This window comes from Bacillus sp. SRB3LM, from assembly GCF_015712745.1.
Lineage (GTDB): Bacteria > Bacillota > Bacilli > Bacillales > Bacillaceae_G > Bacillus_A > Bacillus_A thuringiensis_K.
Window position 1 is genome coordinate 422,695 of the sequence record NZ_VWVQ01000103.1, and the last position, 26,554, is coordinate 449,248.

The following is a 26,554-nucleotide window of genomic DNA, read 5'->3' on the forward strand; positions in this document are numbered from 1 at the left end:
TTTGAAAGCGCAAACATTTATTTTTCTGTATATCCTTTTTATTAAAGTTTATAGAAAATCATTCTTCTACTTTCCTTATTTCCACTCGTTTAATTTGATGCATATCCTTTTCAAGGACTTTAAAATAAAAACCGTGTTTCTCAATAATATCTCCTTCAGCAACGATTTGTTTTTGTACCATAATCCAGCCACCAATTGTATCTACATCATCAGCAATTAAATGTATGCCAAGCAAATCATTTACTTCACTAATAAGCACTTTTCCCTCTACGATTTTATAACCTTCACTTACATGCTCTATAGGTGGATTCTCATCTTCATCGTATTCATCTCGAATTTCTCCAACAATTTCTTCTAAAATATCTTCTAGTGTAACAATCCCTGCTGTACCACCATATTCATCATACAATACAGCTAATGGAATGTGTTTTCTTTGCATTTGTAATAGTAAATCATGAATCGGAATATTTTCTAGCACTTCAATAACTGGCCTTGTATATGGCATAATCGAGCACTCCTCGTCCCGATTACCATCCATATACCGAATAAATAAATCTTTTACATTAACCATCCCAATAATTTCATCTTTATCTTCACCAAATACAGGATATCTCGTGTACTTTTCTTGCGCGATTACTTTAATATGTGTTTCAAATGGTTCGTCCTCATATAAGCCTACAACTTCCGTACGAGGTACCATAATTTCTTTTGCTACTCTATTATCAAATTCAAAAATATTATTTACATATTTAAATTCCCTTTGGTTAATCTCTCCGCTCTCATAGCTCTCAGATAAGATTAACCTTAATTCTTCTTCTGAATGAGCTACTTCATGTTCAGAAGCTGGATGTAATCCGAATAAACCAGTTACAACCCTCGCTGAACCATTCAAAGCCCAAATAAACGGATACATAACTCGGTAAAAATAAATAAGTGGTTTCGATAACAATAAGCTAACTTGTTCTGCTTTTTGTATAGCAAATGTCTTTGGAGCAAGTTCCCCAATGACAACATGTAAAAATGTAATTACTGCAAAGGCAATAATAAATGAAGCTGTACTAGAAATTGCAGGTGAGAATTGCAATTTTAAAAACAACGGTTCCAGTAAATGTTTAATAGTTGGTTCCCCTAACCACCCGAGCCCTAAAGCAGTAATTGTAATACCTAGCTGACAGGCCGATAAATATTCATCTAAATTTGTAGTTACCTTTTTTGCTGCCAGTGCACCTCGTCTTTTTTCACTAACGAGTTGATCAATACGACTGCTACGTACCTTAATAATTGCAAATTCAACAGCCACAAAAAATGCTGTTAACCCAATAAGAAGGACTACCATCAATAATTTTAAAATATCCACATATGCTCTTTAGCTTTCTTAGCTAAAGTTACACCTCCTTTTTAAAAAGAAGTTTCACTTTAGTTTCTTCAATTATTGGACAGCAACTCTATATAAAATCCACCAATTTTCAAACCTCATACAATTCTAAAGGTAAAGCATCAGGGTCTTGGAAAAAGACGAATTTCTTCCCCGTTATTTCATCAATACGGATCGGTTCGGTCTCAACACCACATTGATTTAAATGCTTCATAGCTTCTTCTATATTTGTAACAGCAAATGCTAAATGTCTAAGACCGGCTGCTTCTGGAAAACTTTTGCGCTCAGGTGGATTTGAAAATGAAAATAATTCGATTTGATACTCTTCTCCTACACATAAATCTAATTTATAAGAATCTCGTTCCTTTCTATATACTTCATTCATTTCTTTAAACCCTAATATTCTAGTATAAAAATCCTTTGACGTCTCATAATTCGAACAAATAATTGCAACGTGATGCACTCTACATATATTCATACTCTCTCTATTCCTTTCTTTACCAAAGATGCATATTCTCCCTTGAAATGAAAAACATATATAGCAGAATATCTCTTTTAGGGGGCTTACCATGAAATTCATTACTTTTTTCGTCGGACTAATTGTTGTTTTCTTGCTCGCTTATATCGCTAGCAATAATAAGAAGCATATTAAATTTAAACCAATTTTTATCATGCTCATTATACAGTTAATTTTAACCTATTTACTATTAAATACAGAAATCGGCCTCATACTTATTAGAATCATTTCCAGTTTGTTTACCAAACTACTCGAGTATGCTGCTGATGGAATAAATTTCGTATTTGGTGGACTTGCAAATAAAGGTGAAATGCCATTTTTCCTTAATGTATTATTACCAATCGTCTTTATTTCTGTTTTAATTGGTATATTACAACATTTCAAAATACTACCATTTTTCATTCATTGGATCGGGTACTTTCTTAGTAAAATAAATGGTCTTGGGAAATTAGAATCTTACAACGCTATTGCTTCTGCCATTGTCGGCCAATCCGAAGTTTTCATTACAGTGAAAAAGCAATTAGCTCAAATTCCAAAACACCGTCTTTATACACTTTGTGCCTCTGCTATGTCAACCGTATCTATGTCTATCGTAGGTGCCTATATGACAATGATTGAACCTAAATATGTAGTAACTGCACTCGTTCTCAATTTATTTAGCGGTTTTATTATCGTACTCATCATTAACCCTTACGACGTTAAAGATGACGAAGATATTTTAGAAATCAAAGGTGAAAAACAAAGCTTTTTTGAAATGCTTGGAGAATACATTCTTGATGGTTTTCGTGTAGCCATTGTTGTCGGCGCTATGCTCATCGGGTTCGTCGCATTAATTAGTTGTATTAATGACCTGTTCCTCATTATATTCGGTATTACGTTCCAACAATTAATCGGCTATGTATTTGCACCTATCGCATTCCTTATCGGTGTACCAAGTTCTGAAATTGTCGCAGCTGGCAGTATTATGGCAACAAAGCTTGTAACGAATGAATTTGTCGCAATGATGGACCTTAGTAAAATTTCTAATAGCCTTTCTCCCCGTACAGTTGGTATTATTTCTGTTTTCCTTGTGTCTTTTGCCAATTTTTCTTCCATTGGTATTATTTCAGGTGCGGTAAAAGGACTAAACGAAGAACAAGGAAACGTTGTTGCGAGGTTTGGCCTTAAATTACTATATGGAGCTACTCTCGTTAGTATTTTATCTGCAATTATTGTAAGCATTATGTTGTAATTAGGTAAAATTTTATCATTTTCTTATCCCTATCTTTTGTATACAATAACGAATAGATGTCTTATACAGTGAAACTTTACTCAGAGGGGGCTATCCCCCCTCTGAGTATTAGCCTTCACCAATCGGGCTTTTACGGGCAGTTAACTCCCACCTAACTTCCTTGCATTCGCTGGACTTTGAGGTGGGAGTTTTACTGCCCGTTAATGCGGGATAAATAATCAAGACATCTATTTTTTATACATGTACAATCGCTTTTATTTAGCGTAAAATATTTTTTATGTGTTTGAGTACACTTCTAAATGTATACACTTTGATAGTTTTAAAGGAGAAAAAATGATGAAATCCGACACGAACAACAATACGCGAGCCAAAAAAGGACGCTCAAAGAAAAAACGCCTACTTTGGTTCCTTCTTATTCCATTACTAATTGTAGCACTTGGAGCAGGAGGCTACTCCTTCCATATATACAGTAAAGCAAAGTCCGTCTTAAATAATGCTTATGCTGAACTAGGTCGAGGAGATAAGTCCAGTAAACGTGAAAAAGCTGTTAAACCTATGACCGATAATATTTCTGTACTAATTATGGGTGTTGATGAAAGTGATATTAGGGAAAAAGGTTATGGAAAAGCAACTCGAACAGATGCGTTATTACTTGCAACAATTAATAAAAACGATAAATCCGTTAAACTTGTAAGCATTCCACGTGACTCACGCGTCTACATTAAATCACGTGATAAATACGATAAAATCACACATGCGCACGTATTCGGTGGTGTAGACAGCACAATTGATACGGTAGAGAACTTTTTAGATGTTCCAGTTGACTACTATGTAAAATTCAATTTTAAATCATTTATTAAAATTGTTGATTCTCTTGGTGGTATTACTGTAGACGTTCCAGTTGAGTTCACAGAGCAAAATAGTAAAGATGAAGCAGATGCAATTCATCTAAAAAAAGGACGTCAACATTTAAATGGAGAAGAGGCACTGGCACTAGCTAGAACTCGTCACATCGATAGTGATTATATGCGTGGCCAACGACAACAGCTTGTATTAGAGGCCATTGCTGAAAAGGCACTATCTCTTAATTCCATTAATAAAATCGGTGGCCTACTAGACGCTGTCGATAAAGATTTAAAAACCAATTTAACTTTTGATGATATGATGACAATTACAAAAAATTCAATGGATTCAAATTTAAAGATGGAAAAAATGCAAGTAGAAGGTACAGATAAATATATAGGTGGTATTTATTATTACGTTCCAAATGAAAAAAGCGTCGATACTATTTCAACTACCCTTCAAAAACATCTCGGTGTTACGAATAAAAATGAACATAAAAAATTATAATAAAAAGGCTGCTAGATCTTTCTAGACAGCCTTTTTATTATATTTTTCAACATATTTTTCATACACATTGTGACAAGAAGTGACAATTATTACAGCCGTGTAACATTTTTTATGAAAACGTTACACACGCAGTGAAAATAATAGTATACTAGTACGTACATAATGTTATTTTCATCATTTTTATACAAAAAATGTAATACATATATTTATACATAAATTTCTGGGGGGAAATAAATGAAGCTAAGTAAAATACTGATTGGTTCTGCAATTGCCGGGGGCATATTACTTTGTGTAGGCGGTGTTGGGGGATATCAATATGTATCCAAATTAAATAATCAATTAGATACTACTGCATTACCAAATACTACATTTGAAGGTATTTCTCTCGATGGAAAAAATAAGAAAGACATTCAAGCAATTATTAATCAAAAGGTAACTGAATTAGATCAAAAATCCCTTACCTACATATTCCAAAACGATAAACAAACTTACACATGGAAAGATTTAGGGGTAAATTATAAAGAGAAAGATATTATTGACAAAATATTCAAAGAACAAGAAGGAAACGTAATGAATCGTTACAAAATGCGTAAACAAGCTGAAAACGGTGAATTAAAACGGGACTATAAATTAACACCACAATTAAATACAACAGCTTATGAAACCTTTATAAAAGATAAATATAATGAAACATTAAAAAATCCTGTTAATGCAGAATTAAGTATTGAAGGCTCAACAGTAAATGTTAGTCAAAGCCAAAACGGAGAAAAAATTGATAAAGGAAAACTAAACAGTTTAACAAACGAAGCTATTACTACTGGTAAATCAGATGTTACATTACCAGTTACATTCATAAAACCAGAACGTTCTACAGAAGACATACAGAAAATGGGTATTAAAGAAGTCATTGCTGAATATTCTACTCCAATGGCTGGCCGTAACGGAAATCAATCATTTAACGTAAATAAGTCAGCTAATACTTTAAGTGGGGTTATTGTCGCACCTGATGAAACATTTAGTTTTAACGGCCGCGTTGGCGTAACTGATGCTGCACATGGTTATAAATCTGCAGCAGTATATTCACAAGGTAAAGTAATACAAAGTGCAGGCGGAGGAGTTTGCCAAGTCAGTAGTACATTATACAGCGCAGCTTTAAGGGCAGATTTAGGCATTGTTTCTCGAAGCAATCATTCAATGCCGGTAAATTATTTACCACTTGGGCAAGATGCAGCAGTAGCAGATTATGGTCCAGATTTAAAATTTAAAAATAATACAGGCAATCATATTTATATTCAAGCATTTTCAAATGGAGGTAGTATTACTACACGCATTTTCGGTACAAATACTGGTAAAAATGTTGAAGTTTCTTCTCAAGTAATTAGTAGAACTAGTGATAAAATCACAGCAGTTACGTATAAAAAAGTAACACAAAACGGGGAAGTAATATCAAATGGACAAATTTCAAAAAGCGTATATAAAAGCGCTCCAAAAGAATAGATAATATTAACCGAATAACATAAAGAAAAAGGCGTGATTAAATCACGCCTTTTTCTTTTGCAGTAATAGTAAAAAAGTTTCAAGATGGTCTTTCGTTTCTTCTAAAGACCACATACGATTTCCTTGCTTCGCAGCTAATACACACGCCACTTCCCACGCGTTCTTTTTCTTCATATTTATTAATTCATCACGTAATTTCAAAACGATTTCTTCGTCTTCTTGTTCAATAAACTCTTCCATCACGCTTACTATTTCATCCTCATGAATACTTAACGTACAGTACGATTTAAGAAAGTATTGTAATGTCGTATACATAATGTACTCCCCCTTCTTATTTATCAGATGGATAAGAAGTAATAATCTTAAACCCTAATTCCCCTGACTTATCTCTTGCTAAAACAGTAACAGTTTTTACTAACTTGTCTTTTACACTCATATTTTTCTTTATTACCGTTTTTCCAACCGGGAATGAATGAGTTGTATTTAATACGAGACGAGCCTCTTTAGAATTTTTTAACCAATCTTGAATTTCCTTGTCGTGTTGCTTCAAGCTATCTTTTACAGCTTTCGTCGCTGTTTCTTTATCATAGTATGTACTTGCAGCTGACACTTTATCTGTCTTCAAGCGATTCTTCAAATCCTCTTCTGACTTGCCTACATGTCTTTCAATCGTATGACCATTTTTAGGTGGTCCTTCCATTTCATCTAAAATATTATCACTGATTTTTTCTACCGATGTAGCTTGATTCCCTGTCTGTTTCTCTGGCTTTTGTTCTTTTCCTGCACATCCGCTTAAGATCAGCATTAATGCCAATAAACTACTGAAGAAAAGACTGCTTATTCGTTTCATCATATCACCTCTTCCATGATTATTATCTCAACTTCACTAAAAGTCAATTTCACACGAAAAAACATACACATTTTTTAAATTCCTCACCTATTTTGCCATATTATCAACCGATTTTCATAGAATCGCTATTTTCTCCCCTTCTATAAATATACCCCTATATTTTTATGATTATTTCCCGATTTAATCCATCCCTAAAACCACCGTATAAACCCCATATCTAAAGGGTTTATACGGTGGTTTATTAAAAATAAAAATATACCCCTGACTTAATATACCCAATACCCTTATATAGTATATTAACGGTGTTTTATCAACGTTTTCTACATTATGTAAATTTATCCTTGCCTATATAATCGAAATATGGTGTAATGCAAAAAAAGATAAAGGATTTTAAACAATGGCTGAAACGATTCAAAATTTCTTAACAGAATACTATTCAATCGCAATTCCACTTAGTATCTTAATTAACATCATCATTAGTCTTTTAGGTTTTATCCCTAGTATTTTTTTAACCGCCATTAATATACAGCTCTTTGGCGTAACAAATGGTACTGTTATTTCGATCGTAGGCGAAGCATTAGGGGCTATTATCTCGTTTTATATTTACCGCATGGGCCTTCAAAAGTTCACTCACGATAAAGTAAATAAGTATCCAAAGGTAGAGCGTCTTCTTTATGTAGAAGGTAGAGAGGCCTTTCTACTCGTTCTATCGTTTCGATTGATACCTTTCATCCCATCAAGTATCGTGACTTTATTTGCGGCTCTAGGTAAGATGTCATTACTCTCCTTCAGTATTGCCAGCACAATAGGGAAAATACCGGCCTTATTGATTGAAGTATATTCTGCATATCACGTTATAAATGGAACAAATGAAGCAAAGTGGATTGTAACAATCGCAGGCGCTATTGGATTGTTTTATTTGTGGAAAAAATGGAGAAAAAAATAAAGAAGGAGCATAGGCTCCTTCTTTATTTTTGAGGTATTTTATTAATAACTATCTCTTAAAGTCTTAGTTTACACCAACAGCACTATATGATTGCTTAACTGCTGCTACTTCTGCAGAGTTAGCACCATATAAATCCGCTGCAGCTTGTACTAATCCAGCACGTGCTTGACTAAAAGTAGTAGATTGAGTGAAATATTGCGTATTTGCACGGTAATAGATCGCTCCTACTTTATCTTTACCAATGCCATTCACAGTAACACCGTAATGCGTACCACCATTCGCTAATAAATAAGCTGCTTTGTTAATAATACCGCTGTTTGTATGAACACCACCATTGTCACTAGTACCAGTATAACGCTTAGAGTAGTGGTCTGGATCACCATATTTCGTTGGATCACTCATAGAGCGAAGCGCATCTCCAGCTTTACCAGGCGTATAAATATCTTCACCAATTTCCCAATCTGGGTTACGGTTATCATAATACTCTACTAATGTACCAAAAACATCTGAAATAGCTTCATTTAATGCCCCTGATTCATTTTGATAAATTAAATCTGAGCTATACTCTGTAACAGCATGCGTTAATTCGTGGCCAATTACATCAATTCCACCAGATAATGAAGTGAACGTTACACCATCACCATCTCCGTATACCATTTGTGAGCCGTTCCAGAATGCATTATTATACTTACTTCCGTAATGAACTGTTGATTTTAATGGTGCTCCTGCATCATTAATAGAGTTTCTATTAAATGTAGCTTTATAATAGTCATATGTTTTACCTGCATAGTAATGAGCATCTACTGCCGCTGCATCATACGCTGCATTGAAAACATTATCTGCATCTACCCATAAAGTTCCTGGTAATGTAGTACGATTTTTCGCATCATATGTGAAAATCGTTGCTCCGCGCGTATTATCTTGTAAGTAGTAAGATGAACCAGATAACGTTGTATTAAGTGATTTCGTATCTCCTAATACACCTTTACCAGTTCCTACTTTATTTGTTCCTGTTACAGGTTTTACTACTGCTTTTGCATCCTGTTTAGGAGCCTCTTGCTTAACTGGTGATTTATCTTCATTTGCTACATGATCCAATTTATTATATTTATTTAATACTTTACCGCTGTCTGCTTCAATGAAATAGTAGTAGTTTCCTGGACTTGGATCTAAGAAGTTTAAGTTTACAACGTATGCATATGTTGTTTCTTCACCATTTTGATATACATATAAGTCCGCTTTTGGTTCTACCTCATATTTTGGCGTTACCCCTAAATCTTGCTGCGCGATTTCAATTGCTTTTGCGCCTTCAATCTTATTTTTATTTTTCAACTTTTCCTTTTTGTCTAAATCAGGTGCAACTGTTCCAGACAATACTTTTAAAGAACCGTCTTTACTTACGTGAGCCACTTGAGTAGAACCCCATACAGGCACTCCTTCGTAAACTTGTTGCATACGTACTACTGTTGAATCAGTTACAGCATCTTTCTTCACTTGTTTCACTTTGAAAGAATCTTGCGCACTCTTTTCCCCTAACTTGTAATCACCTTTTGCTGCGTTTAAGTAATCAAACACAACAGATTCTGCTTTCTTACCAGTCGCTCCAGTTAGATCACCAGAAATAAACTCAGGTGACTGTACTGTCTCATTGTACTTCTTCGTAGAGAGTACATTTTTAGAATCCGCAAATGCAGAGCCTGTCCCTCCAAACGTAGTAACTGCCATTCCTGTCGCTAACACTAACGCTAAACTTTTCTTTTTCATGAACCTTCCCCCTAATAAAATTTTTTTTGAAAAAGAGTAGTTTTATATTAGCATTATGTTTTCACTATTAATATACTAAAAATTCAATTAATTTATTTCTCAAGTTTTGTAGAATTTTGAGGAACAAATATTGAAAAACCCCTTTCCTGTTGGAAAGGGGTTTCTGTTAAGAATTTATTAATTCTACTACTTTTTCTCCTTGACCATAAATATCCGATGTCCAAGCATATTGCGGTTCCAATACCACTAATACAGCTACCAAAGCCAAAGCACCAATAATTATTTTTTTCATATTATTTTCCTCCCTTTTCTTCTAATAAATTAATTGCTAATTTATAGTAGTTATTACTTTCCTTAAATTCTAGTAATTCCTCGTGATATCCTGCTAGTTCTAAATACACCATTTTTAATTCCTTTTTATTTTCTTCGCCTCTAAAAAATGGGATTGCCTCAACTTCTAAAAATCTTTTATAAACATCTTTCGTTTCAAAGTATTTATTCTTAAGCATTGAAAGTATATATAGCATACTTTTATACTTTTCATCCCTCTTGGCAACATCTATCCCTTTATTAATCCAATCTTTCGCTTCTTCAAATTCTTTTAATTCAATACACTGCAAAGCGATCTCATACACTGCATCAATATAATTTAAATCCTCTTCCTTTTTGTACTTTAGGCATTGTAAATAATAATCTTTTGCTTTTGCATAATCTTTTAAGTTATAGTACAAGAAGCCTAAATTATTTAAAGCAATAGCTGTTATACTTTCTTTATCAGCAAAAGAATTTGCTTCCCTCAAAATATTATTATAAATAGATAGTGCTTCATTATATTGTTTTTTTTGTATATAACTCAATGCAATAAGTAACTGGCAATTTATCACATAACGGAATTTATATTCATTCTTAAATCCTTCCATTGCTACATTAGCAAAATGTAAAGTCATATGTTCAACTTCTAATTCATTATAAACAAGAGCCAAATTGAAATATATTCCATTCTCATGATAACCTTGTTCCTTTGCCATTACTTCTGTTCGAGTCAAATACTCCAATGCCTTCTTATATCTATGTTGTAAAAAATAATATAACCCTTTGCTATACGTATATAATAATTTTTGGAATGGTGAATACTTTTTGTACATCTTCTTTAAGCTCTCTAACTCTTTTTCGACAGCAGGAAAATCCCTTTTCATAATTAAATAACGTGTATACAGCAGTTTATAATAATTTATAATTTCAAAATCCAACACATGCTTCATTTCACCTTGCAACTCTTCATATATACGTTCTACTTGTTGCTTGTCCAAATGAACTAGTGCATTCAACCATTCGTCCAGCTTCCCCTTCACATCTTCTTCTACATCTCTCAAATCCGTCACAGCAATTTCTAGTCTTGTGCAGAGCAATTGTAGAATTTCTTCTGATGCTTCAATCTTTCCATTTTCAATCTTACTTAAGTATGAGACAGAACAAATGCCCTGACATAATTCTTCTTGTGTCATTTTTTGCTGTAGCCGTTTATAAAAGACTTGTTTGCCTATTTTTTCTAATGTTTGTTGCATTGTCCTCCTCCATTCTCATTACCCCCATTACTCTAATAATACATAAAATCTGGAGAAATATAAATTGATAAATATAAATTTTCTAAAAAATATGCATAATTTCATTTTTTTCTCTCTTGACTTCACATCAATATCTCTTCTTTGCTACGAATGGTGAAAAATTGGTATACTATAACCAAATTATGGAGGTGTTCTCGCGATGACTCATTATAAAGACGATAGTTATGCCTTACATACAGACCTATATCAAATCAACATGGCTTATACATATTGGAAAGATGGTATTCATAATCGCCGTTCTGTTTTTGATTTATATTTTCGAAAGCTTCCATTTGAGAACGGCTACGCTGTTTTTGCTGGCCTTGAGAAAATTGTAGAGTACATAGAAAATTTCAGTTTCACTGAAAGCGATATCGCTTATTTAGCAGAATTACAATTTGAAGAAGAATTCCTTCATTATTTACAAAATATGAAATTCACTGGGACGATTCGCAGTATGCAAGAAGGGGAAGTTGTATTTAATAACGAGCCTTTATTACGTGTTGATGCACCACTTGGTGAAGCACAAATTATTGAGACTGCCCTCTTAAATATTGTGAATTACCAAACATTAATTGCAACAAAAGCAGCTCGTATGAAACATGCTGCAAGTAATGATGAGCTTTTAGAGTTCGGCACAAGACGTGCCCATGAGTTCGATGCTGCCCTTTGGGGGACGCGTGCTGCCTTTATTGGTGGTTTCTCCTCTACAAGCAACGTTCGTGCTGGGAAACGCTTTGGGATCCCTGTAGCCGGCACACACGCTCACTCTTTCGTTCAAGCATATCGCGATGAATACGTCGCGTTTAAAAAATACGCTGAAACTCATAAAAAGTGCGTCTTTCTCGTTGATACTTATGACACATTGAAATCTGGTGTTCCAAATGCAATTCGTGTTGCAAAAGAATTTGGGGATCGTATTGATTTCTATGGCATACGTCTTGATAGTGGTGATATGGCTTATTTATCGAAAAAGGCACGAAAACTACTAGATGAAGCAGGGTTTACAAATACAAAAATTATCGCTTCTAGCGATTTAGATGAATACACAATTATGCACCTTAAATCTCAAGGAGCAAAAATTGACGTATGGGGCGTTGGGACGAAATTAATTACGTCCTTTGAGCAACCTGCATTAGGAGCTGTTTACAAACTAGTTGCGATTGAGGATACTGACGGAAAATTAAATGATACGATTAAAATTTCATCTAATCCTGAAAAAATTACCACTCCAGGACTGAAACGAATTTATCGTATTATCAATCGAGTTAACGATCATGCAGAAGGCGATTATATTGCATTAGATTCTGAAGAACCTGGAAAAGAAGAGCGCTTAAAAATGTTCCATCCAGTTCACACATATATAAGTAAATTCGTAACAAACTTTGAAGCCCGTGAACTGCATAAAGACATTTTCGTTAACGGTGAAAGAACATATGAACTGCCAAGTATATTAGATATTCAACAATATAACGAGCAGAGTCTCTCTCTATTTTGGGAAGAATATATGCGAACTTTAAATCCTGAAGAATACCCTGTCGATTTAAGCCAAGAGTGCTGGGATCATAAAATGAATTACATTCAAACAGTTCGAGAACAAGTTGAAAAAAACATACAAAAGTAAACAGAGAAGTTTCCCCTTCTCTGTTTTTTCAATACTATATGGATATTTGTAAAAAATATATTAAAATAATAAGACGAATGTATTTTATTTGTAAATTTTAATATCACACTATTTAAAATTAAAATAATATTTGGTATTATTTTATTGAGTCAATTTCAACAAAATCACCAATAAAAAAGAGGACGCGGGTCGCGTCCTCTTTTTTATAAATCTTTCACTCGTAATACACGCATTGCATTTAACACTGCAAGTAGTGTCACACCAACATCTGAGAAAACAGCTTCCCACATTGTTGCAATACCAAAGGCACCAAGTAATAAAACGATCCCTTTTACACCTAAAGCAAAGATAATATTTTGCCACACTATACTTCTTGTACGTTTTGCAATTTTTACAGCTGTCGCAATTTTTGAAGGCTCATCAGTCATAATAACAATGTCTGCCGCTTCAATTGCTGCATCTGATCCTAAACCACCCATCGCAATACCAACGTCTGCACGGGCTAATACTGGTGTATCGTTAATACCGTCACCAACGAAGGCAATTTTTTCTTTTCCGTGTTTCGCTGCATCAATTTTTTCAATCTCTTCTACTTTTTGTTGCGGTAGTAATTCCGCATGAACTTCATCTAAGCCTAATTCTTTACCGACAGCTTCACCAACTGGTTTTGCATCACCAGTTAACATTACTGTCTTTTTAATACCTAGTTCTTTTAACTTTTGAATCGCTTGTTTAGAATCCTCTTTTACCTCATCAGAGATAACAATATAACCTGCATATCTTCCATCTACAGCAACGTGAACTAATGTACCTACTGTTTCTGGTTGCTTAAATTCAATATTTTCTTTTCTCATTAATTTTGCATTACCTGCAAAAATTTCTTTTCCTTGTACTTTTACGACTGTACCGTGACCAGAAATTTCGTTATAATCATCGATTATTTTTTCATCAATTGATTTTCCATATGCCTTTCGAATAGATTGGGCAATTGGATGGTTAGAATATACTTCAGCAAATGCCGCATACTCTAATAACTCCTCACTTGTAGTACCTTCGCTCGGTTCCATTTTTGTAACTTTGAAAACACCTTTTGTTAATGTTCCTGTTTTGTCAAAAACAATATATTTTACATCATTTAAAGCTTCTAAATAGTTACTACCTTTTACTAACACACCACTTTTAGATGCACCACCAATACCTCCAAAGAATCCAAGAGGAATGGATACAACTAACGCACATGGACAAGAGATTACTAAGAACACTAAAGCTCTATAAATCCACTCAGAGAATGTAGCTCCTTCTAAAATAAGTGGTGGAATAAACGCCATGATCGCCGCTGTAATAACTACAACTGGAGTGTAGTAACGTGCAAACTTCGTAATAAAGTTTTCCGTTGGTGCTTTTTTACTGCTTGCATTTTGAACTAAATCTAAAATTTTTGATACAGTGGATTCACCGAATTCTTTTGTAACTTCAATTGTCAACACACCATTTTGGTTCACAAAGCCACTTAATACATCATTTCCAACTTCTACTTCACGTGGTACAGATTCACCTGTTAATGCTGAAGTATCTACCATTGATGTTCCTTCAATTACTTTTCCGTCTAACGGCACCTTCTCACCTGGCTTAACGACAATATAATCGCCAATTTGTACATCTTCTGGTGATACTTGTTTCGTTTCATTTCCAACCTTTACATTCGCATAATCAGGACGAATATCCATTAATGAAGTAATTGATTTTCGAGAGCGGTTTACCGCAATGCTTTGGAATAGTTCTCCTACTTGATAAAATAGCATTACTGCTACAGCTTCTGAGTATTGTTGAATTGCAAAAGCTCCTACAGTTGCAATTGCCATTAAGAAGTTTTCATCAAATACTTGGCCACGAGTTATGTTTCTTACCGCTCTCCAAACGATATCTCCACCTATTAATAAATAAGCAAGGACGAATAACGGAATTGTTACCATTTGTGGTAAGCCCGCTAATGCAGCAATTGCTGTCAAAATTCCGCCGACTACTAATCTCCCTACCATCTTTTTCACATTCGCTTCACCATGATCGTGACTATGTCCGTGGTCATGACCGTTCTTCTCTTCACGAACAACTTTCACATCTGGTTCTAACTTTTGAACGACATTTGTTATATTTGCTACAGTCGCTTCTAGTTCTCTTTTATTCGCAACTTCTACTCGTAATTTCTTCGATACGAAATCAACAGTTGCTTCTGAGACAGCTGGCATTTCCTTCACTTTATTTTCAATTTTCATTGCACAGTTCGCGCAATCTAAACCTTCTAATATAAATACTTCTTTAGCAATTTTATTTTTTTGTTCTTCTTGAACTTTAATATGCGGTTCTAATTTTGTAACGAGTTGTTTTGCTTCCGTAACAACTTCGTTTTCTTTATTTTGTGCTGTTTCTAAGATCATTGTCTTTGTTGCGAAGTTTACAGAACAAGAATTTACTCCTTCTATATTCCCAACACCTTTTTCAATTTTCATTGCACAGTTCGCACAATCTAAACCTTCTAACATCAGTTTCTTTTTCACCAATGCTTCAGCCATCGTTCTCCCTCCTCGCGTTCTTTTTATTCTTCTTCGTTTACGTGTTCAAACGCTTGCTCGAAGATATGAATTACGTGCTGGTCAGCTAACGAATAATAAACAACCTTTCCTTCTTTACGATTTTTCACAAGTTTCGCTTGCTTTAACACACGAAGCTGATGCGAAATAGATGATTGTGTCATTCCTAATAAATAAGCTAAATCACAAACGCACATTTCAGCTTCAAATAGCGCATGTAATATTCTCGTACGTGTACGGTCACCTAATACTTTAAATAGTTCTGCTACTTTACTTAAACTTTCATCAGTTGGAATTGTTTGTTTTACTTGCTCTACAACTTCTTCATGAATTATCGTTTGAGAACATGTCTCTTGTGGTGTTTCTACTTTATTTCCAGCCATTATAGCTCACCTCTTTAATTGAACATATGAACAATCATTCATATATCTTATACTCTTATTATATGAGCGCCCACTCATATGTGTCAATGAAATCTGAATTTTTTTTATGAACATTCCGTTCACATTTTAATAAGTCGTATACATATTTTCCGCACTCTCTATATTCTCATACAAAAAAGGATGTACAATTCGCACACCCTTTTTTCATATTCCGACATAAAAATTCAACAAAGTAATATACATTCCCTTTATTTCAACAAAAGAAAAAGCCTTGCGCGCTCCCTAGACGCACAAGGCTTACTATACTTATATCCCTTTTAATTAGCTTGTTCTAAATTATCCTGCGAACTTCCATCGTCTTTTAAATGACTATGTTTTTTCGAATAAACAAAGTATACAACTACTCCGATTGCTAACCAAACACCGAAGTACATCCATGTTTTTAATGGTAGGTTTACCATTAAGAATAGACAACATGCAATTGAAATAATCGGCAAGATCGGTACAAGTGGTACCATAAATCCACGTTGTAATTTCGGATGTGTTTTACGAAGAATAATAACTGACACACCAACCATCGCAAATGTTAACAACGCTCCAATATTCGCTAAATTTGACAATTCTTTTAAATCGATAAATCCAGCAATTAAAGCACTACCAATTCCTGTTAACCAAACTGTAAATGTTGGTGCTTCTGTCTTTTTATTAATTTTCGCGAAAGATTCTGGCAATAAACCGTCACGGCTCATAGCGAAGAATACACGTGTCGTTGCATAAATGTAAGCAAAGATTACTGCCATAATACCAATTACAGCTCCAATTGCGATTATACCAGCTACTTTATCTTGTCCTACAACTTCTAACACATACGCCATCGCTTCCGGTACATCTAGCTCTTTATAAGAAACCATACCCGTCATAACGAGACAAACTACAACATAAATGATTGTACAAATGACTAACGAAGCGATAATACCAATCGGTAGATCACGTTGCGGATTTTTTACCTCTTCAGCAGAAGTTGCTAATGCATCAAATCCTAAGAAAGCAAAGAATACTGCTGCTCCCCCCGCGAAAACTCCACTTAAACCGTACGGTGCAAATGGTATCCAGTTTTCTGGTTTCACGTAGAATACACCAACTGCAATGAATAAAACAACGATACCAATTTTAATTAATACCATTATGTTATTCACACGTTTACTTTCTTTCGTACCTCTTGATAATAACCAAGTTATAACTAATGTAACGATAACTGCTGGTAAATTCACCATACCACCTTGAGACGGAATCGTTAGCAGTGCTTTTGGAATTTCAAGCCCTAATCCACTCACTAAGTTATGGAAGTAACCAGTCCATCCGCCAGCTACTGCGGCAGTCGTTACAACATATACGGATAGTAATGTCCATCCCATTAAATGAGCTACAAACTCACCAATTGTTGCATATGAGTATGTGTACACACTACCTGAAACAGGAAGTGTAGAAGCAACCTCTGCGTAACATAATGCTGCAAATCCACAAACGATGGCTGCAATCATAAATGAAAAAATAACTGCTGGACCAGCATCTCTTGCTGCTACTAATCCAGTTAATACTAGAACTCCTGTACCAATTATCGCACCAATCCCTAGCATTGTTAGGTCAAATGCCCCTAGCGTTTTCGTCAAAGTTTTACTTTTACTTTCCCCTAACAATTGCGTAACGGATTTCTTTTTAAATAGGTTGGCCACGATGTATGCCCCCTTTTGCCAAGAAGAGCTAAGAGATCTTCACTCTTAGCTCTTATCATGTTGTTTTATATATTGTTCGATTTTGTTTTGTATAATGCTTCTATTAGCAAGATACTGTTTCTGCTTCTAATAATTCTTTAGCACCTTTGTACTCTACACCGTGAGCTTCTGCAACTGCTTCAAATGTTACATAGCCATCTAATGTGTTAATACCTTTTAATAATGCAGTGTTGCCTAGGCAAGCTTCTTTGTAGCCTTTGTTAGCAATTTGTACTGCATATGGTACTGTTACGTTTGTTAATGCAAGAGTTGATGTACGTGGAACCGCACCTGGCATGTTTGCAACTGCATAATGAACAACGCCGTGTTTTTCATAAGTTGGGTTATCATGAGTTGTAATACGATCAGTTGTTTCGAAAATACCACCTTGGTCAATCGCGATATCTACAACAACAGAACCTGGTTCCATTGATTTAATCATTTCTTCTGTTACAAGTTTTGGAGCTTTTGCACCTGGGATTAATACTGCACCGATTACAAGATCAGACTCTTTAACAGCTTCTGCAATATTGTAAGGATTAGACATTAAAGTTTTTACTTGGTTTCCGAAAATGTCATCTAATTGACGAAGACGTTCTGCGCTTAAGTCGATGATTGTTACATCCGCACCTAGTCCAACTGCAATTTTAGCAGCATTTGTACCAGCTTGTCCACCACCGATGATTGTTACTTTACCACGTTTAACCCCTGGAACACCTGCAAGTAAGATACCTTTACCGCCTTTGTTCTTCTCAAGGAATTGTGCACCAATTTGTGCAGCCATACGACCAGCTACTTCACTCATAGGTGCAAGTAATGGTAATGAACGATTTTCTAATTGTACTGTTTCATATGCAATAGAAACAACTTTTTTCTCGATTAAAGCTTTTGTTAATTCTGGCTCTGGAGCTAAGTGTAAGTATGTGAATAAGATTAAGCCTTCACTGAAGTGTTTGTATTCGCTTTCAATTGGTTCTTTAACTTTCATAACCATTTCCATGTTCCAAGCTTCTTCAGCTGTATCAACAATTTTTGCTCCCGCTTCCACATACTGAGCGTCTGTGAAACCAGATCCTAAACCTGCACCCTTTTGAATGAATACTTCGTGATTGTTACGAATTAAATGTACAACACCTGCTGGTGTCATTGCCACACGGTTTTCGTTGTTTTTAATTTCTGCTGGTACCCCAATACGCATAATGAAATGCCCCCTTATAATTAACAGAAAAAAGAGATTCTTTTTTCTTTTTGTAATAATTAATAACTTATGTCCTTATTCTAGCATAACTTAAAAGTTATGAAAACGCTAACATACCATTTTCCTAAAGTTTTTATATTTAGAATAGTGTAAATATAAAAAACATTGATTCTATTAGGGGTTTCGTGTCATTCCATTATCTTTCACTCTATTTTTATTATACTGCTTCAAAATAAACAGCAATCATTTATTATTTGACAATAATGTAACAATGTAAGAAACCTAAGCGATAACGTATACATATACAGTTATTACTTTACTCAATACTTTAGAAATATATTCTTTTCACAAAAAAACAGCTGCTAGCATTTAGCTAGCAGCTGGGTAACTTATAAATAACTTAGAAAATAAATCGTCTGTCGTTTCAGTAATTTTATCAAACAGATCACTTTCTTCCGCTTCTTGCTCTTTTAACATCTTAATTGTTTCACGTGCATCTTCAGGATAGTCGGTAATGATACCATCTACGTTTAATTTATAATATCCCTTTAAACTTTCCATATCATTTACCGTCCATACGTAAATTGGCTTGTTTAACTTCCTTGCTTCTTTTACTAGCTTCTTATTTAACATATATTCTTCTGCTACGTAAAAGTCAGCCTTCACATTCTTTAAGTTAGCTCTACTTGCATACAGTATATATCCTGCTTTTATATCTGGATTTGCACGCTTAAACTCTTTAATAAGCGGATAGTGTAACGTTTGAATTACACATTGTTTCTCAAATTCATTATCTTTAATCGTTTTTAAGACTTTGTTTACAAAATCTTTTTCGCCCCCATGAAGCTTCACTTCTATATTAAGTTTGATTTTGCCATTTGCTAGCTTAATGATTTCATCAAGTGTACTTATTTGTCCTGAAAGTCCATCTTGACTAAGGGTAAGCTGCCTTAACTCAGCCATCGTTAAATCTGACACATGCACATTGGCATTTGCGAGACGTTTCAGCTTCAAATCATGTATAACCGCTAGTTCACCGTCTTTCGTTTGTAATACATCTATTTCAGCGTAGTCTGCTTTTGCATCAATAGCACCTTGCACAGCTTCTTTCGTATTTTCTACACCTTTTGATATATACCCGCGGTGCGCCATAATAATCGGTTCTTTATACGAATTTGAAATAAACGTTACAATGAAGGCAACGACCATTCCCGCAGTAATAATTCCTACAATATATACACCAATAAATTTCCAACGATGTTTTTGGAAAAAACATTTATCTGCTTTCGTTTTCGAATAATCTAATCCTTCTTCTAATAAAACATCCTCAACCGGTACCTTTTGTAAGTATAATCGCGTAATCGCCATAATATAAAATGGCGTCACGATAAAGCTGAATAAATACAATGTGCTCGTTAAAAATACAGAAATCGTTGATTCAGCTAATAATGCAAATGTTCCTTTCGGGTTTGTAAATTCATAAACACCCCATAGACACAATAAATATATTCCTAGAAACACGACATATACAATTCCAATTGAAATAAAAAACCCTACTAAAAAGAATAGTACTTTAAAAAAGCTTTCCTTTACTAAAGTTGCACTTTTACGTGCTGCCACGCGAAATGGTTTTTGCTCTAAAACAACAATAGGTAGAACGAAAATCCATCGAAGATTCAAATACGCGACTACAGCAAAGAACGTGTAATAACCAACTTGTCCCATCGTTGTCTTAAACAGTTCTCCTGTAATAAAGTTAGGAATTTGAATTTGTGGGATTAATGCCGTTTCATATCCCATATTTAAAAGAGGCAACAATACGACAGCATATAAAATAAATCCTGGTAAGCAATATGTGAAAAGAGTAGGTAAATACGTTACCGTTTTATATAAAATCGGACGTAATTTCACCTTCTGTCTTTTATGAGCGAAATACGAAATAATAATAAGCACCGCAAATTCTGTAAAGATAAGAAACAGTGCTAACAATGATAAAATTACGATTGCTAAGATCCCATAAGGCGTCTTTAAAAACGCTAATAATTCATCATTTGTCGCATTTGCATAACCACCAAAATACAATAACTTATTAAAAATGATTCCAAATAGTGGAACAAACACAATCGCTGCTAATAATTTATAAGCAAGTTGAAAAGTTAATACATTCCAAAAAGCAAATTTAACTGTTTGAAAGGAATGTCCTATTACTCCTGGTATAGATAGTTTTTTACGGTGTTGCATATATTCCTCCACATTCTAAAACGATATTTGAGATGGATTCCATATTTCCAGTTCTAATCCATCTTTTTAATAATAATATATTCCGCTTAACATGAACACTCTTATACATATAATGAAAAAAGTGATGGCTACTTCCCATCACTTTTTCATTTATTCTATTTTTTCTCTAGCCCTTGTCCAAATGCTTTCAAGAAACTAAAACCGAATGTAATAGCTCTATTGATATCTGGATCTTTTAATACTTTAAAGAAATCCATCACTTTTGTTTTTTTACCACTATTTAATTCATCTGTTGCAAATTGCAATCCTGTAACTAAACTGGACGTAATTTGCTTCGTTATTTCTGGGTCAACTGAAGATAACGCTTCTCCTGCCCCCATCATATTGTTGAGTGCATTTTTAACTGGTTCACGATTTAATTGCTCCACAGCGATTTTTGAAACATCTTCCTTCGCAGCAAGTAAACTAATCGCTGCATCTAATATACCAGCCTTCTGCAACTGTGCTAAAAGCTGCATCGTTTCTTCTACTGCTTCACGATTATTAGATAGCTCATTTAGAAGTTCATCTGCTAATTGCTGTTTCTGTTCTTCCTCTGTTACAACTTTCTTTTTAATTATAGTAATTTCTTTCGCCACTATCTCCGCCCCCTAGTCCACAAGTGATACGTATTGTTTTCTTTGCCATTTTTGCTCGATTTCAACACCGTTTTGCGGATTACGCTTTTTATCTCTCGGGTTTGAAGATGGTAACGGACGATTCCCTTTTTCACGTAGTACACGCATCTTTACCATCGTTTGTTTGTACGCTGGTGTACACGTATAAAGATCTGTCGCCGTTCCAGTTAAAATATTGATTGCCTCTTCATTTACCGTTGCATGCATCGGTAAATATAGCTCTTTCCCCGTTACACGATCTGTAACAAGTGCCTGTACTTTAATTTTCCCAAATGGTGATGCTAATTCTACAAGGCCACCATCTTTCACATTGCGCTCTAGGGCAAGTTCAGGCGAGATTTCAACGAACACTTCAGATACTTTAGATAAAATACCAGCCGATTTATTCGTCATATTTCCTTCGTGGAAATGTTCTAACATACGTCCATTATTTAAAAGTAAATCATACTCATCTGGCGCTACAACTGGTGGTACCCATTCATCTAATGATAGACGAGCTAGTTTATCTGGGAAGTTAAATCCATGCACATATAATAGCGGTGTATCGCTACCATCATGGCTACCCCAACATAAACTATTCCATCCTTCTAAACGATCGTATGTTGCCTGAGAATATAAAGGTGCAAGCGATGCGATTTCATCCATGATTTCACTTGGACTTTCATAATTCCAGTCCCCGCCAAGTGCACGAGCTACTTTTTGTAAAATCCACCAGTCTGGTTTTGAATCACCAAGCGGCTTCAATACTTCATATAATCTTTGAATACGGCGCTCTGTATTCGTAAATGTTCCCTCTTTTTCTAAGCTTGGTGCTGCCGGTAAAATAACATCAGCAAAACGAGCTGTTTTCGATAAGAACATATCTTGAACAACAAGGAAATCTAAATTCGCTAAAATATGTTGTACATGGTTGGCATTCGAATCTACTAAAGCCATTTCTTCACCCATAACATACATACCACGCAGTTTTCCTTCATCTGCCGCAAGTAACATTGCAATATTATTTAAGCCTGGTGCTTTCGGAATTGTAGTACCGTATGCTTTTTCAAATTTCGCACGGAGCGCATCATCTGAAACCGCTTGGTAACCCGGAAGCCAGTTTGGTAATGTTGCCATATCACAAGCGCCTTGTACGTTATTATGTCCGCGTAATGGGTATGCTCCTGCACCAGGACGACGATAGTTACCCGTAACAAGCAATAGATTTGAAATTGCTGCTGAAGTTGTACTTCCTCCCGTATTTTGCGTTACACCCATTCCCCAAAGCACACAAGTACCATCTGCTTCATATACCATACGAGCCATTTCTTTCAGATTTTCTTTCGAAATCCCCGTGATTTCTTCTGTATAATCAAGCGTATACTTTTCTACCATTTTGCTATATTCATCAAAATTCTTCACATTTTCAGCTATGAACTTTTTATCGTGCCAATCTTGATCAATAATATATTTCGTAATACCAGCGAGCCATACGTAATCAGTTCCTTGGCGAGGATGAATGAATAAATCCGCACGCTCTGCCATTTCATGTTTACGAAGGTCCGCCACAATTAATTTTTGGTCATGTAATTTATGTGCACGTTTTACACGCGTTGCAAGTACAGGATGTCCTTCTGTTGGATTTGCTCCAACGATAATGACAAGGCCTGCTTCCGCAATATCTTTCACTGTTCCAGCGTCCCCGCCCATACCGACAGTTTTAAATAAACCGTCTGTTGCTGGAGATTGACAATAACGGGAACAGTTGTCTACATTATTCGTTCCATATATTTGACGGGCTAGTTTTTGCATAAGATAATTTTCTTCATTCGTTACTTTCGAAGAAGAAATAAATCCAAATGCATCACTTCCATATTCTGATTTAATATGCTGCATATTGGATGCAACAACTTCAAGAGCCTCTTCCCATGAAGCTTCAACAAACATATCTCCTTGGCGAATTAATGGCTTCGTAATGCGATCTTCACTATTTACAAAATCCCATCCAAATTTGCCTTTTACACATGTGGAAATACCGTTAACCGGCGCATCTGAAACAGGCTGTACTTTCAAAATGTGGCGGTCTTTCGTCCATACTTCAAATGAACAACCTACACCACAAAATGTACAAACTGTTTTTGTTTTATTCACTTTCGTCTTACGCATCGCAGCCTCTACTTCTGAAACTGCTAAAATACTACTATATCCAGGTTCTACATCCTTTACAAAATCAATCATCGGGTCTAACACATCCGGTTTCAATCCTGTCATGAATCCAGCTTCACCCAGCATTGTTTTTTCCATTAACGCATTACATGGACATACTGTTACACACTGCCCACAACTTACACAAGATGAGTCATTTATACTTACACCATTGTCCCATATAACACGTGGACGGTCTAAGCTCCAATCAATCGATATAGTTTCATTCACTTGTAAGTTTTGACATACTTCTACACACTGCCCACAAGCAATACATTGATTTGGATCATATCGATAAAATGGATGTGACATATCCACTTCACACGCACTTACTTTCGGCTCATACGGATATTTCTGTTCCTCAATCCCCATCATATGTACTGTATTGTGGACTTTACAGTTACCATTATTGTTATCACAAACAGTACAATACAATAAATGATTCTCTAATATCCGATCCATTGCCTCAGTCTGTGCCTCTTTTGCACGCTGGGACTGTCTTTCAATATGCATACCATTCTCTAATTTCGTTGAACAAGCACGCATTAACTTCCCATTTACTTCTACAATACACGTATCACAAGTTTGAATTGGATCTACTTCTGGTACATGACAAATTTGAGGATGTTCCAAATTACTCTCGTTAAATAATTGTAGTATCGTCTTTTCACCTGATGCAGAAAATTCTTTACCATCGACGGTTACACGGACTGTCTGTTCTGCCATAGTTTCCCCTCTCCTTACAACCAACTGTACAACACAATTATGAATCCGTTTTCAAAATCGCATTACTGTACATATTTTTGAAACGCTCTACCCAAATACTTTCTTATGAAGTCGATTCTAGATGTTATAAGGTATAACTACGAAAGCTTGAAATTATCACTATTCTACAGTTCTATTATATCGTACATATACAATAATAACCAAAATAATCTGTGATCTTCTTGTTAATAGGTGTTTTTATTTTTTCCATTGTTTTATGATAAATGTGGGAGAGAAATACATATAAAAGGGGAATTTAATATGGGGCCTACGCAAGAGACTTATACAATTGTACGCTATCAATCTGGTACATTTTCAAAACAGCTTGATGAGATTGTTACAGAATCTCCTATTACTATTAAGTTGAATGGTGAAGAATATGTAACAGTCGTATGCACACCAAATTATATTGAAGATATGGTAATTGGTTTTTTAATTTCTGAGGGGATTATTTCTTCCTATAAAGATGTTGAAGAACTATGGGTTCAAAAAGATAACGGAATTGTCCATGTAAAATCATCAAAAGTGAATCCGCTCTATCAAACTTTATATAATAAACGATACATCACTTCTTGCTGCGGAAAAGGTAGACAAGGTTTTATTTTCGTAAACGACGCAGCAAAAGCAAAAGACTTACATGATATACATGTAAAAATTACTCCTGAAGAATGCTTTTACTTAATGAATACTTTACAACAATCTTCCACTACCTTTCGCCAAACTGGTGGTGTTCACAATACCGCGCTATGTGATCGAAACAATATCCTCCTATCAAGAATGGATATTGGAAGACATAATGCATTAGATAAAATATATGGTCATTGTTTGCGTAACGATATATCGATTAAAGGAAAAATCATCGCATTTAGCGGACGTATTTCATCCGAAATTTTACTCAAAGTTTCAAAAATCGGATGTGAAATTGTTCTATCTAAATCCGCTCCAACAAAACTGGCATTGCAACTTGCCCATGATTTAGGCATTACAGTCGTAGGGTTTATTAGAAATGAATCTTGTAATATTTACACACATCCAAAACGAATTGATGGCTATCAATCCAATGTTTAAAAAATAACTCCTCAATCGAGGAGTTATTTTAGTTATAAAAATGTAACATATTAAACACTTGAATAGTTAATAAAGTTAATATATAATTTCATTACATAATTAAAACAAAACATTGTAGCATATATCTTTTCATTCTTTTACAAATTAAAAGAGAATACTAACAAAACATATACTCAATCTTATAAAAGTAATGGATTTATTTGAAATCCACCAGGGAGGTTACAACTATGGAAATTCGCTTATTAACAACAGAGGACGCAGAAATATATTTAAAAGTTTGTATGGAAGGTTTAACGAAGAATCCGGAAGCTTTTAGCTCTTCTTATGAAGATGTTCTTAAACATGAAAATCCTGTGGCTGCTATGGCTAAACGATTAAGCAATCCGGATAAGTATACTCTAGGTGTCTTCAAAGATAATGATTTAATTGGTATCGCTACTTTAGAAACAAAACCATTTATTAAACAAGAACATAAAGCAAAAATTGGCTCCGTTTTTGTTTCTCCAAAAGCACGTGGTCTCGGAGCAGGACGAGCTCTAATTAAAGCAATTATTGAAAATGCCGATAAATTACATGTAGAACAACTTATGCTCGATGTTGTAGTTGGTAACGATGCAGCAAAAAAATTATATGAGTCATTAGGTTTCCAAACTTACGGCGTACAAGAGCGTTCATTAAAACATAACGGTCAATATTGGGACGAGGAACATATGGTTCTGTTCTTAAATGATTAATACTTCAATATAAGGTGAAACTTTACTCAGTGGGGGAGTTTTCCAAAAGCATCTTTCTTAATAAGAAAGATGTTTTTTCATTACAACAATGTAATCTTCATGTCACCTTTATCGATCGTACCAAACCTTTCCATTCATTATACTAAAAATATAAAGTGAAACTTTACTCAGTGGGGAACTACATCC

General features: G+C 34.9%; 21 protein-coding genes. 7 read left to right on the forward strand and 14 right to left on the reverse strand.

The window, feature by feature from the left end; genetic code table 11:
• Nucleotides 1-58: 58 nt before the first annotated feature.
• The gene (locus tag F3I02_RS29305; RefSeq protein ID WP_196478678.1) at nt 59-1,357 is read right to left on the reverse strand and encodes a hemolysin family protein; all 1,299 of its coding nucleotides are present in this window, start codon (nt 1,355-1,357) and stop codon (nt 59-61) included.
• 109 nt (nt 1,358-1,466) lie between these two features.
• Nucleotides 1,467-1,853, reverse strand: a complete 387-nt coding sequence (gloA2, locus tag F3I02_RS29310) for an SMU1112c/YaeR family gloxylase I-like metalloprotein (protein WP_001017680.1) — start codon at nt 1,851-1,853, stop codon at nt 1,467-1,469.
• A gap of 91 nt (nt 1,854-1,944) precedes the next feature.
• Here gloA2 and F3I02_RS29315 point away from each other — a divergent pair, with 91 nt between their 5' ends.
• The 3 genes from F3I02_RS29315 (at nt 1,945) to F3I02_RS29325 (ending at nt 5,970) form a co-directional block, all read left to right on the forward strand.
• A complete protein-coding gene (locus F3I02_RS29315; protein WP_000668864.1) occupies nt 1,945-3,123 on the forward strand; it encodes a NupC/NupG family nucleoside CNT transporter in 1,179 nt (392 codons plus the stop codon).
• Between the two features lie 333 nt (nt 3,124-3,456).
• Nucleotides 3,457-4,473 carry an LCP family protein gene (locus F3I02_RS29320; RefSeq protein WP_002163841.1) on the forward strand — a complete coding sequence of 339 codons (1,017 nt, stop codon included), beginning with the start codon at nt 3,457-3,459 and terminating at the stop codon, nt 4,471-4,473.
• Nucleotides 4,474-4,707: 234 nt separating this feature from the next.
• Nucleotides 4,708-5,970, forward strand: coding sequence for a VanW family protein (locus F3I02_RS29325; RefSeq protein ID WP_000777358.1), 1,263 nt, complete (start codon nt 4,708-4,710; stop codon nt 5,968-5,970).
• A gap of 42 nt (nt 5,971-6,012) precedes the next feature.
• Here the strand turns inward: F3I02_RS29325 and F3I02_RS29330 are convergent, their stop codons facing one another.
• On the reverse strand, nt 6,013-6,285 hold the full coding sequence (locus tag F3I02_RS29330; RefSeq protein ID WP_000288805.1) for a hypothetical protein: 273 nt from the start codon (nt 6,283-6,285) through the stop codon (nt 6,013-6,015).
• Between the two features lie 16 nt (nt 6,286-6,301).
• Entirely contained in the window at nt 6,302-6,820 is a 519-nt protein-coding gene (locus F3I02_RS29335; protein ID WP_000822689.1) for an RNase A-like domain-containing lipoprotein, read from the reverse strand.
• 397 nt (nt 6,821-7,217) lie between these two features.
• Here F3I02_RS29335 and F3I02_RS29340 point away from each other — a divergent pair, with 397 nt between their 5' ends.
• Nucleotides 7,218-7,766 (forward strand): TVP38/TMEM64 family protein, encoded by a 549-nt coding sequence (locus F3I02_RS29340; RefSeq protein ID WP_000852223.1) that lies wholly within the window; start codon nt 7,218-7,220, stop codon nt 7,764-7,766.
• 63 nt (nt 7,767-7,829) lie between these two features.
• Here the strand turns inward: F3I02_RS29340 and F3I02_RS29345 are convergent, their stop codons facing one another.
• From F3I02_RS29345 to F3I02_RS29355, 3 genes are all read right to left on the reverse strand, one after another.
• On the reverse strand, nt 7,830-9,530 hold the full coding sequence (locus F3I02_RS29345) for a M4 family metallopeptidase (protein WP_131251178.1): 1,701 nt from the start codon (nt 9,528-9,530) through the stop codon (nt 7,830-7,832).
• A 166-nt stretch (nt 9,531-9,696) separates the two neighbouring features.
• Nucleotides 9,697-9,822, reverse strand: coding sequence for an NprX family peptide pheromone (locus F3I02_RS29350; RefSeq protein WP_000720172.1), 126 nt, complete (start codon nt 9,820-9,822; stop codon nt 9,697-9,699).
• Between the two features lies 1 nt (nt 9,823).
• Entirely contained in the window at nt 9,824-11,095 is a 1,272-nt protein-coding gene (locus F3I02_RS29355) for a helix-turn-helix domain-containing protein (protein ID WP_001187959.1), read from the reverse strand.
• Nucleotides 11,096-11,294: 199 nt separating this feature from the next.
• Here F3I02_RS29355 and F3I02_RS29360 point away from each other — a divergent pair, with 199 nt between their 5' ends.
• Nucleotides 11,295-12,758 (forward strand): nicotinate phosphoribosyltransferase, encoded by a 1,464-nt coding sequence (locus tag F3I02_RS29360; RefSeq protein ID WP_000150187.1) that lies wholly within the window; start codon nt 11,295-11,297, stop codon nt 12,756-12,758.
• Nucleotides 12,759-12,961: 203 nt separating this feature from the next.
• On the opposite strand, the gene F3I02_RS29365 is transcribed toward F3I02_RS29360, so the two are convergent.
• The 7 genes from F3I02_RS29365 to fdhF form a co-directional block, all read right to left on the reverse strand.
• A complete protein-coding gene (locus F3I02_RS29365; protein ID WP_089149519.1) occupies nt 12,962-15,328 on the reverse strand; it encodes a heavy metal translocating P-type ATPase in 2,367 nt (788 codons plus the stop codon).
• A gap of 23 nt (nt 15,329-15,351) precedes the next feature.
• Nucleotides 15,352-15,729 carry an ArsR/SmtB family transcription factor gene (locus tag F3I02_RS29370; RefSeq protein WP_000918378.1) on the reverse strand — a complete coding sequence of 126 codons (378 nt, stop codon included), beginning with the start codon at nt 15,727-15,729 and terminating at the stop codon, nt 15,352-15,354.
• A gap of 317 nt (nt 15,730-16,046) precedes the next feature.
• Complete coding sequence (locus F3I02_RS29375; protein WP_001284891.1) at nt 16,047-17,462, reverse strand: amino acid permease; 1,416 nt, start codon at nt 17,460-17,462, stop codon at nt 16,047-16,049.
• A 103-nt stretch (nt 17,463-17,565) separates the two neighbouring features.
• Nucleotides 17,566-18,699: an alanine dehydrogenase gene (gene ald / locus F3I02_RS29380; RefSeq protein WP_001219744.1), complete on the reverse strand. Its 1,134-nt coding sequence runs from the start codon at nt 18,697-18,699 to the stop codon at nt 17,566-17,568.
• Between the two features lie 369 nt (nt 18,700-19,068).
• A complete protein-coding gene (locus tag F3I02_RS29385; RefSeq protein ID WP_196478679.1) occupies nt 19,069-20,940 on the reverse strand; it encodes a glycerophosphoryl diester phosphodiesterase membrane domain-containing protein in 1,872 nt (623 codons plus the stop codon).
• A gap of 155 nt (nt 20,941-21,095) precedes the next feature.
• Entirely contained in the window at nt 21,096-21,578 is a 483-nt protein-coding gene (locus tag F3I02_RS29390; protein ID WP_001040507.1) for a helical membrane plugin domain-containing protein, read from the reverse strand.
• A 12-nt stretch (nt 21,579-21,590) separates the two neighbouring features.
• Complete coding sequence (gene fdhF / locus F3I02_RS29395) at nt 21,591-24,527, reverse strand: formate dehydrogenase subunit alpha (protein WP_000840683.1); 2,937 nt, start codon at nt 24,525-24,527, stop codon at nt 21,591-21,593.
• A 300-nt stretch (nt 24,528-24,827) separates the two neighbouring features.
• Here fdhF and fdhD point away from each other — a divergent pair, with 300 nt between their 5' ends.
• Entirely contained in the window at nt 24,828-25,634 is an 807-nt protein-coding gene (fdhD, locus tag F3I02_RS29400) for a formate dehydrogenase accessory sulfurtransferase FdhD (RefSeq protein WP_000529231.1), read from the forward strand.
• 227 nt (nt 25,635-25,861) lie between these two features.
• Nucleotides 25,862-26,368: a GNAT family N-acetyltransferase gene (locus F3I02_RS29405; protein WP_000405883.1), complete on the forward strand. Its 507-nt coding sequence runs from the start codon at nt 25,862-25,864 to the stop codon at nt 26,366-26,368.
• Nucleotides 26,369-26,554: the final 186 nt, after the last annotated feature.

Coding starts and splice junctions, on each gene's coding strand:
- gloA2 (WP_001017680.1), bottom strand. CDS start 1,853: ATGAATATATGTAGAGTGCATCACGTTGCAATTATTTGTTCGAATTAT.
- F3I02_RS29315 (WP_000668864.1), top strand. CDS start 1,945: ATGAAATTCATTACTTTTTTCGTCGGACTAATTGTTGTTTTCTTGCTC.
- F3I02_RS29320 (WP_002163841.1), top strand. CDS start 3,457: ATGATGAAATCCGACACGAACAACAATACGCGAGCCAAAAAAGGACGC.
- F3I02_RS29325 (WP_000777358.1), top strand. CDS start 4,708: ATGAAGCTAAGTAAAATACTGATTGGTTCTGCAATTGCCGGGGGCATA.
- F3I02_RS29330 (WP_000288805.1), bottom strand. CDS start 6,285: ATGTATACGACATTACAATACTTTCTTAAATCGTACTGTACGTTAAGT.
- F3I02_RS29335 (WP_000822689.1), bottom strand. CDS start 6,820: ATGAAACGAATAAGCAGTCTTTTCTTCAGTAGTTTATTGGCATTAATG.
- F3I02_RS29340 (WP_000852223.1), top strand. CDS start 7,218: ATGGCTGAAACGATTCAAAATTTCTTAACAGAATACTATTCAATCGCA.
- F3I02_RS29345 (WP_131251178.1), bottom strand. CDS start 9,530: ATGAAAAAGAAAAGTTTAGCGTTAGTGTTAGCGACAGGAATGGCAGTT.
- F3I02_RS29350 (WP_000720172.1), bottom strand. CDS start 9,822: ATGAAAAAAATAATTATTGGTGCTTTGGCTTTGGTAGCTGTATTAGTG.
- F3I02_RS29355 (WP_001187959.1), bottom strand. CDS start 11,095: ATGCAACAAACATTAGAAAAAATAGGCAAACAAGTCTTTTATAAACGG.
- F3I02_RS29360 (WP_000150187.1), top strand. CDS start 11,295: ATGACTCATTATAAAGACGATAGTTATGCCTTACATACAGACCTATAT.
- F3I02_RS29365 (WP_089149519.1), bottom strand. CDS start 15,328: ATGGCTGAAGCATTGGTGAAAAAGAAACTGATGTTAGAAGGTTTAGAT.
- F3I02_RS29370 (WP_000918378.1), bottom strand. CDS start 15,729: ATGGCTGGAAATAAAGTAGAAACACCACAAGAGACATGTTCTCAAACG.
- ald (WP_001219744.1), bottom strand. CDS start 18,699: ATGCGTATTGGGGTACCAGCAGAAATTAAAAACAACGAAAACCGTGTG.
- F3I02_RS29385 (WP_196478679.1), bottom strand. CDS start 20,940: ATGCAACACCGTAAAAAACTATCTATACCAGGAGTAATAGGACATTCC.
- fdhF (WP_000840683.1), bottom strand. CDS start 24,527: ATGGCAGAACAGACAGTCCGTGTAACCGTCGATGGTAAAGAATTTTCT.
- fdhD (WP_000529231.1), top strand. CDS start 24,828: ATGGGGCCTACGCAAGAGACTTATACAATTGTACGCTATCAATCTGGT.
- F3I02_RS29405 (WP_000405883.1), top strand. CDS start 25,862: ATGGAAATTCGCTTATTAACAACAGAGGACGCAGAAATATATTTAAAA.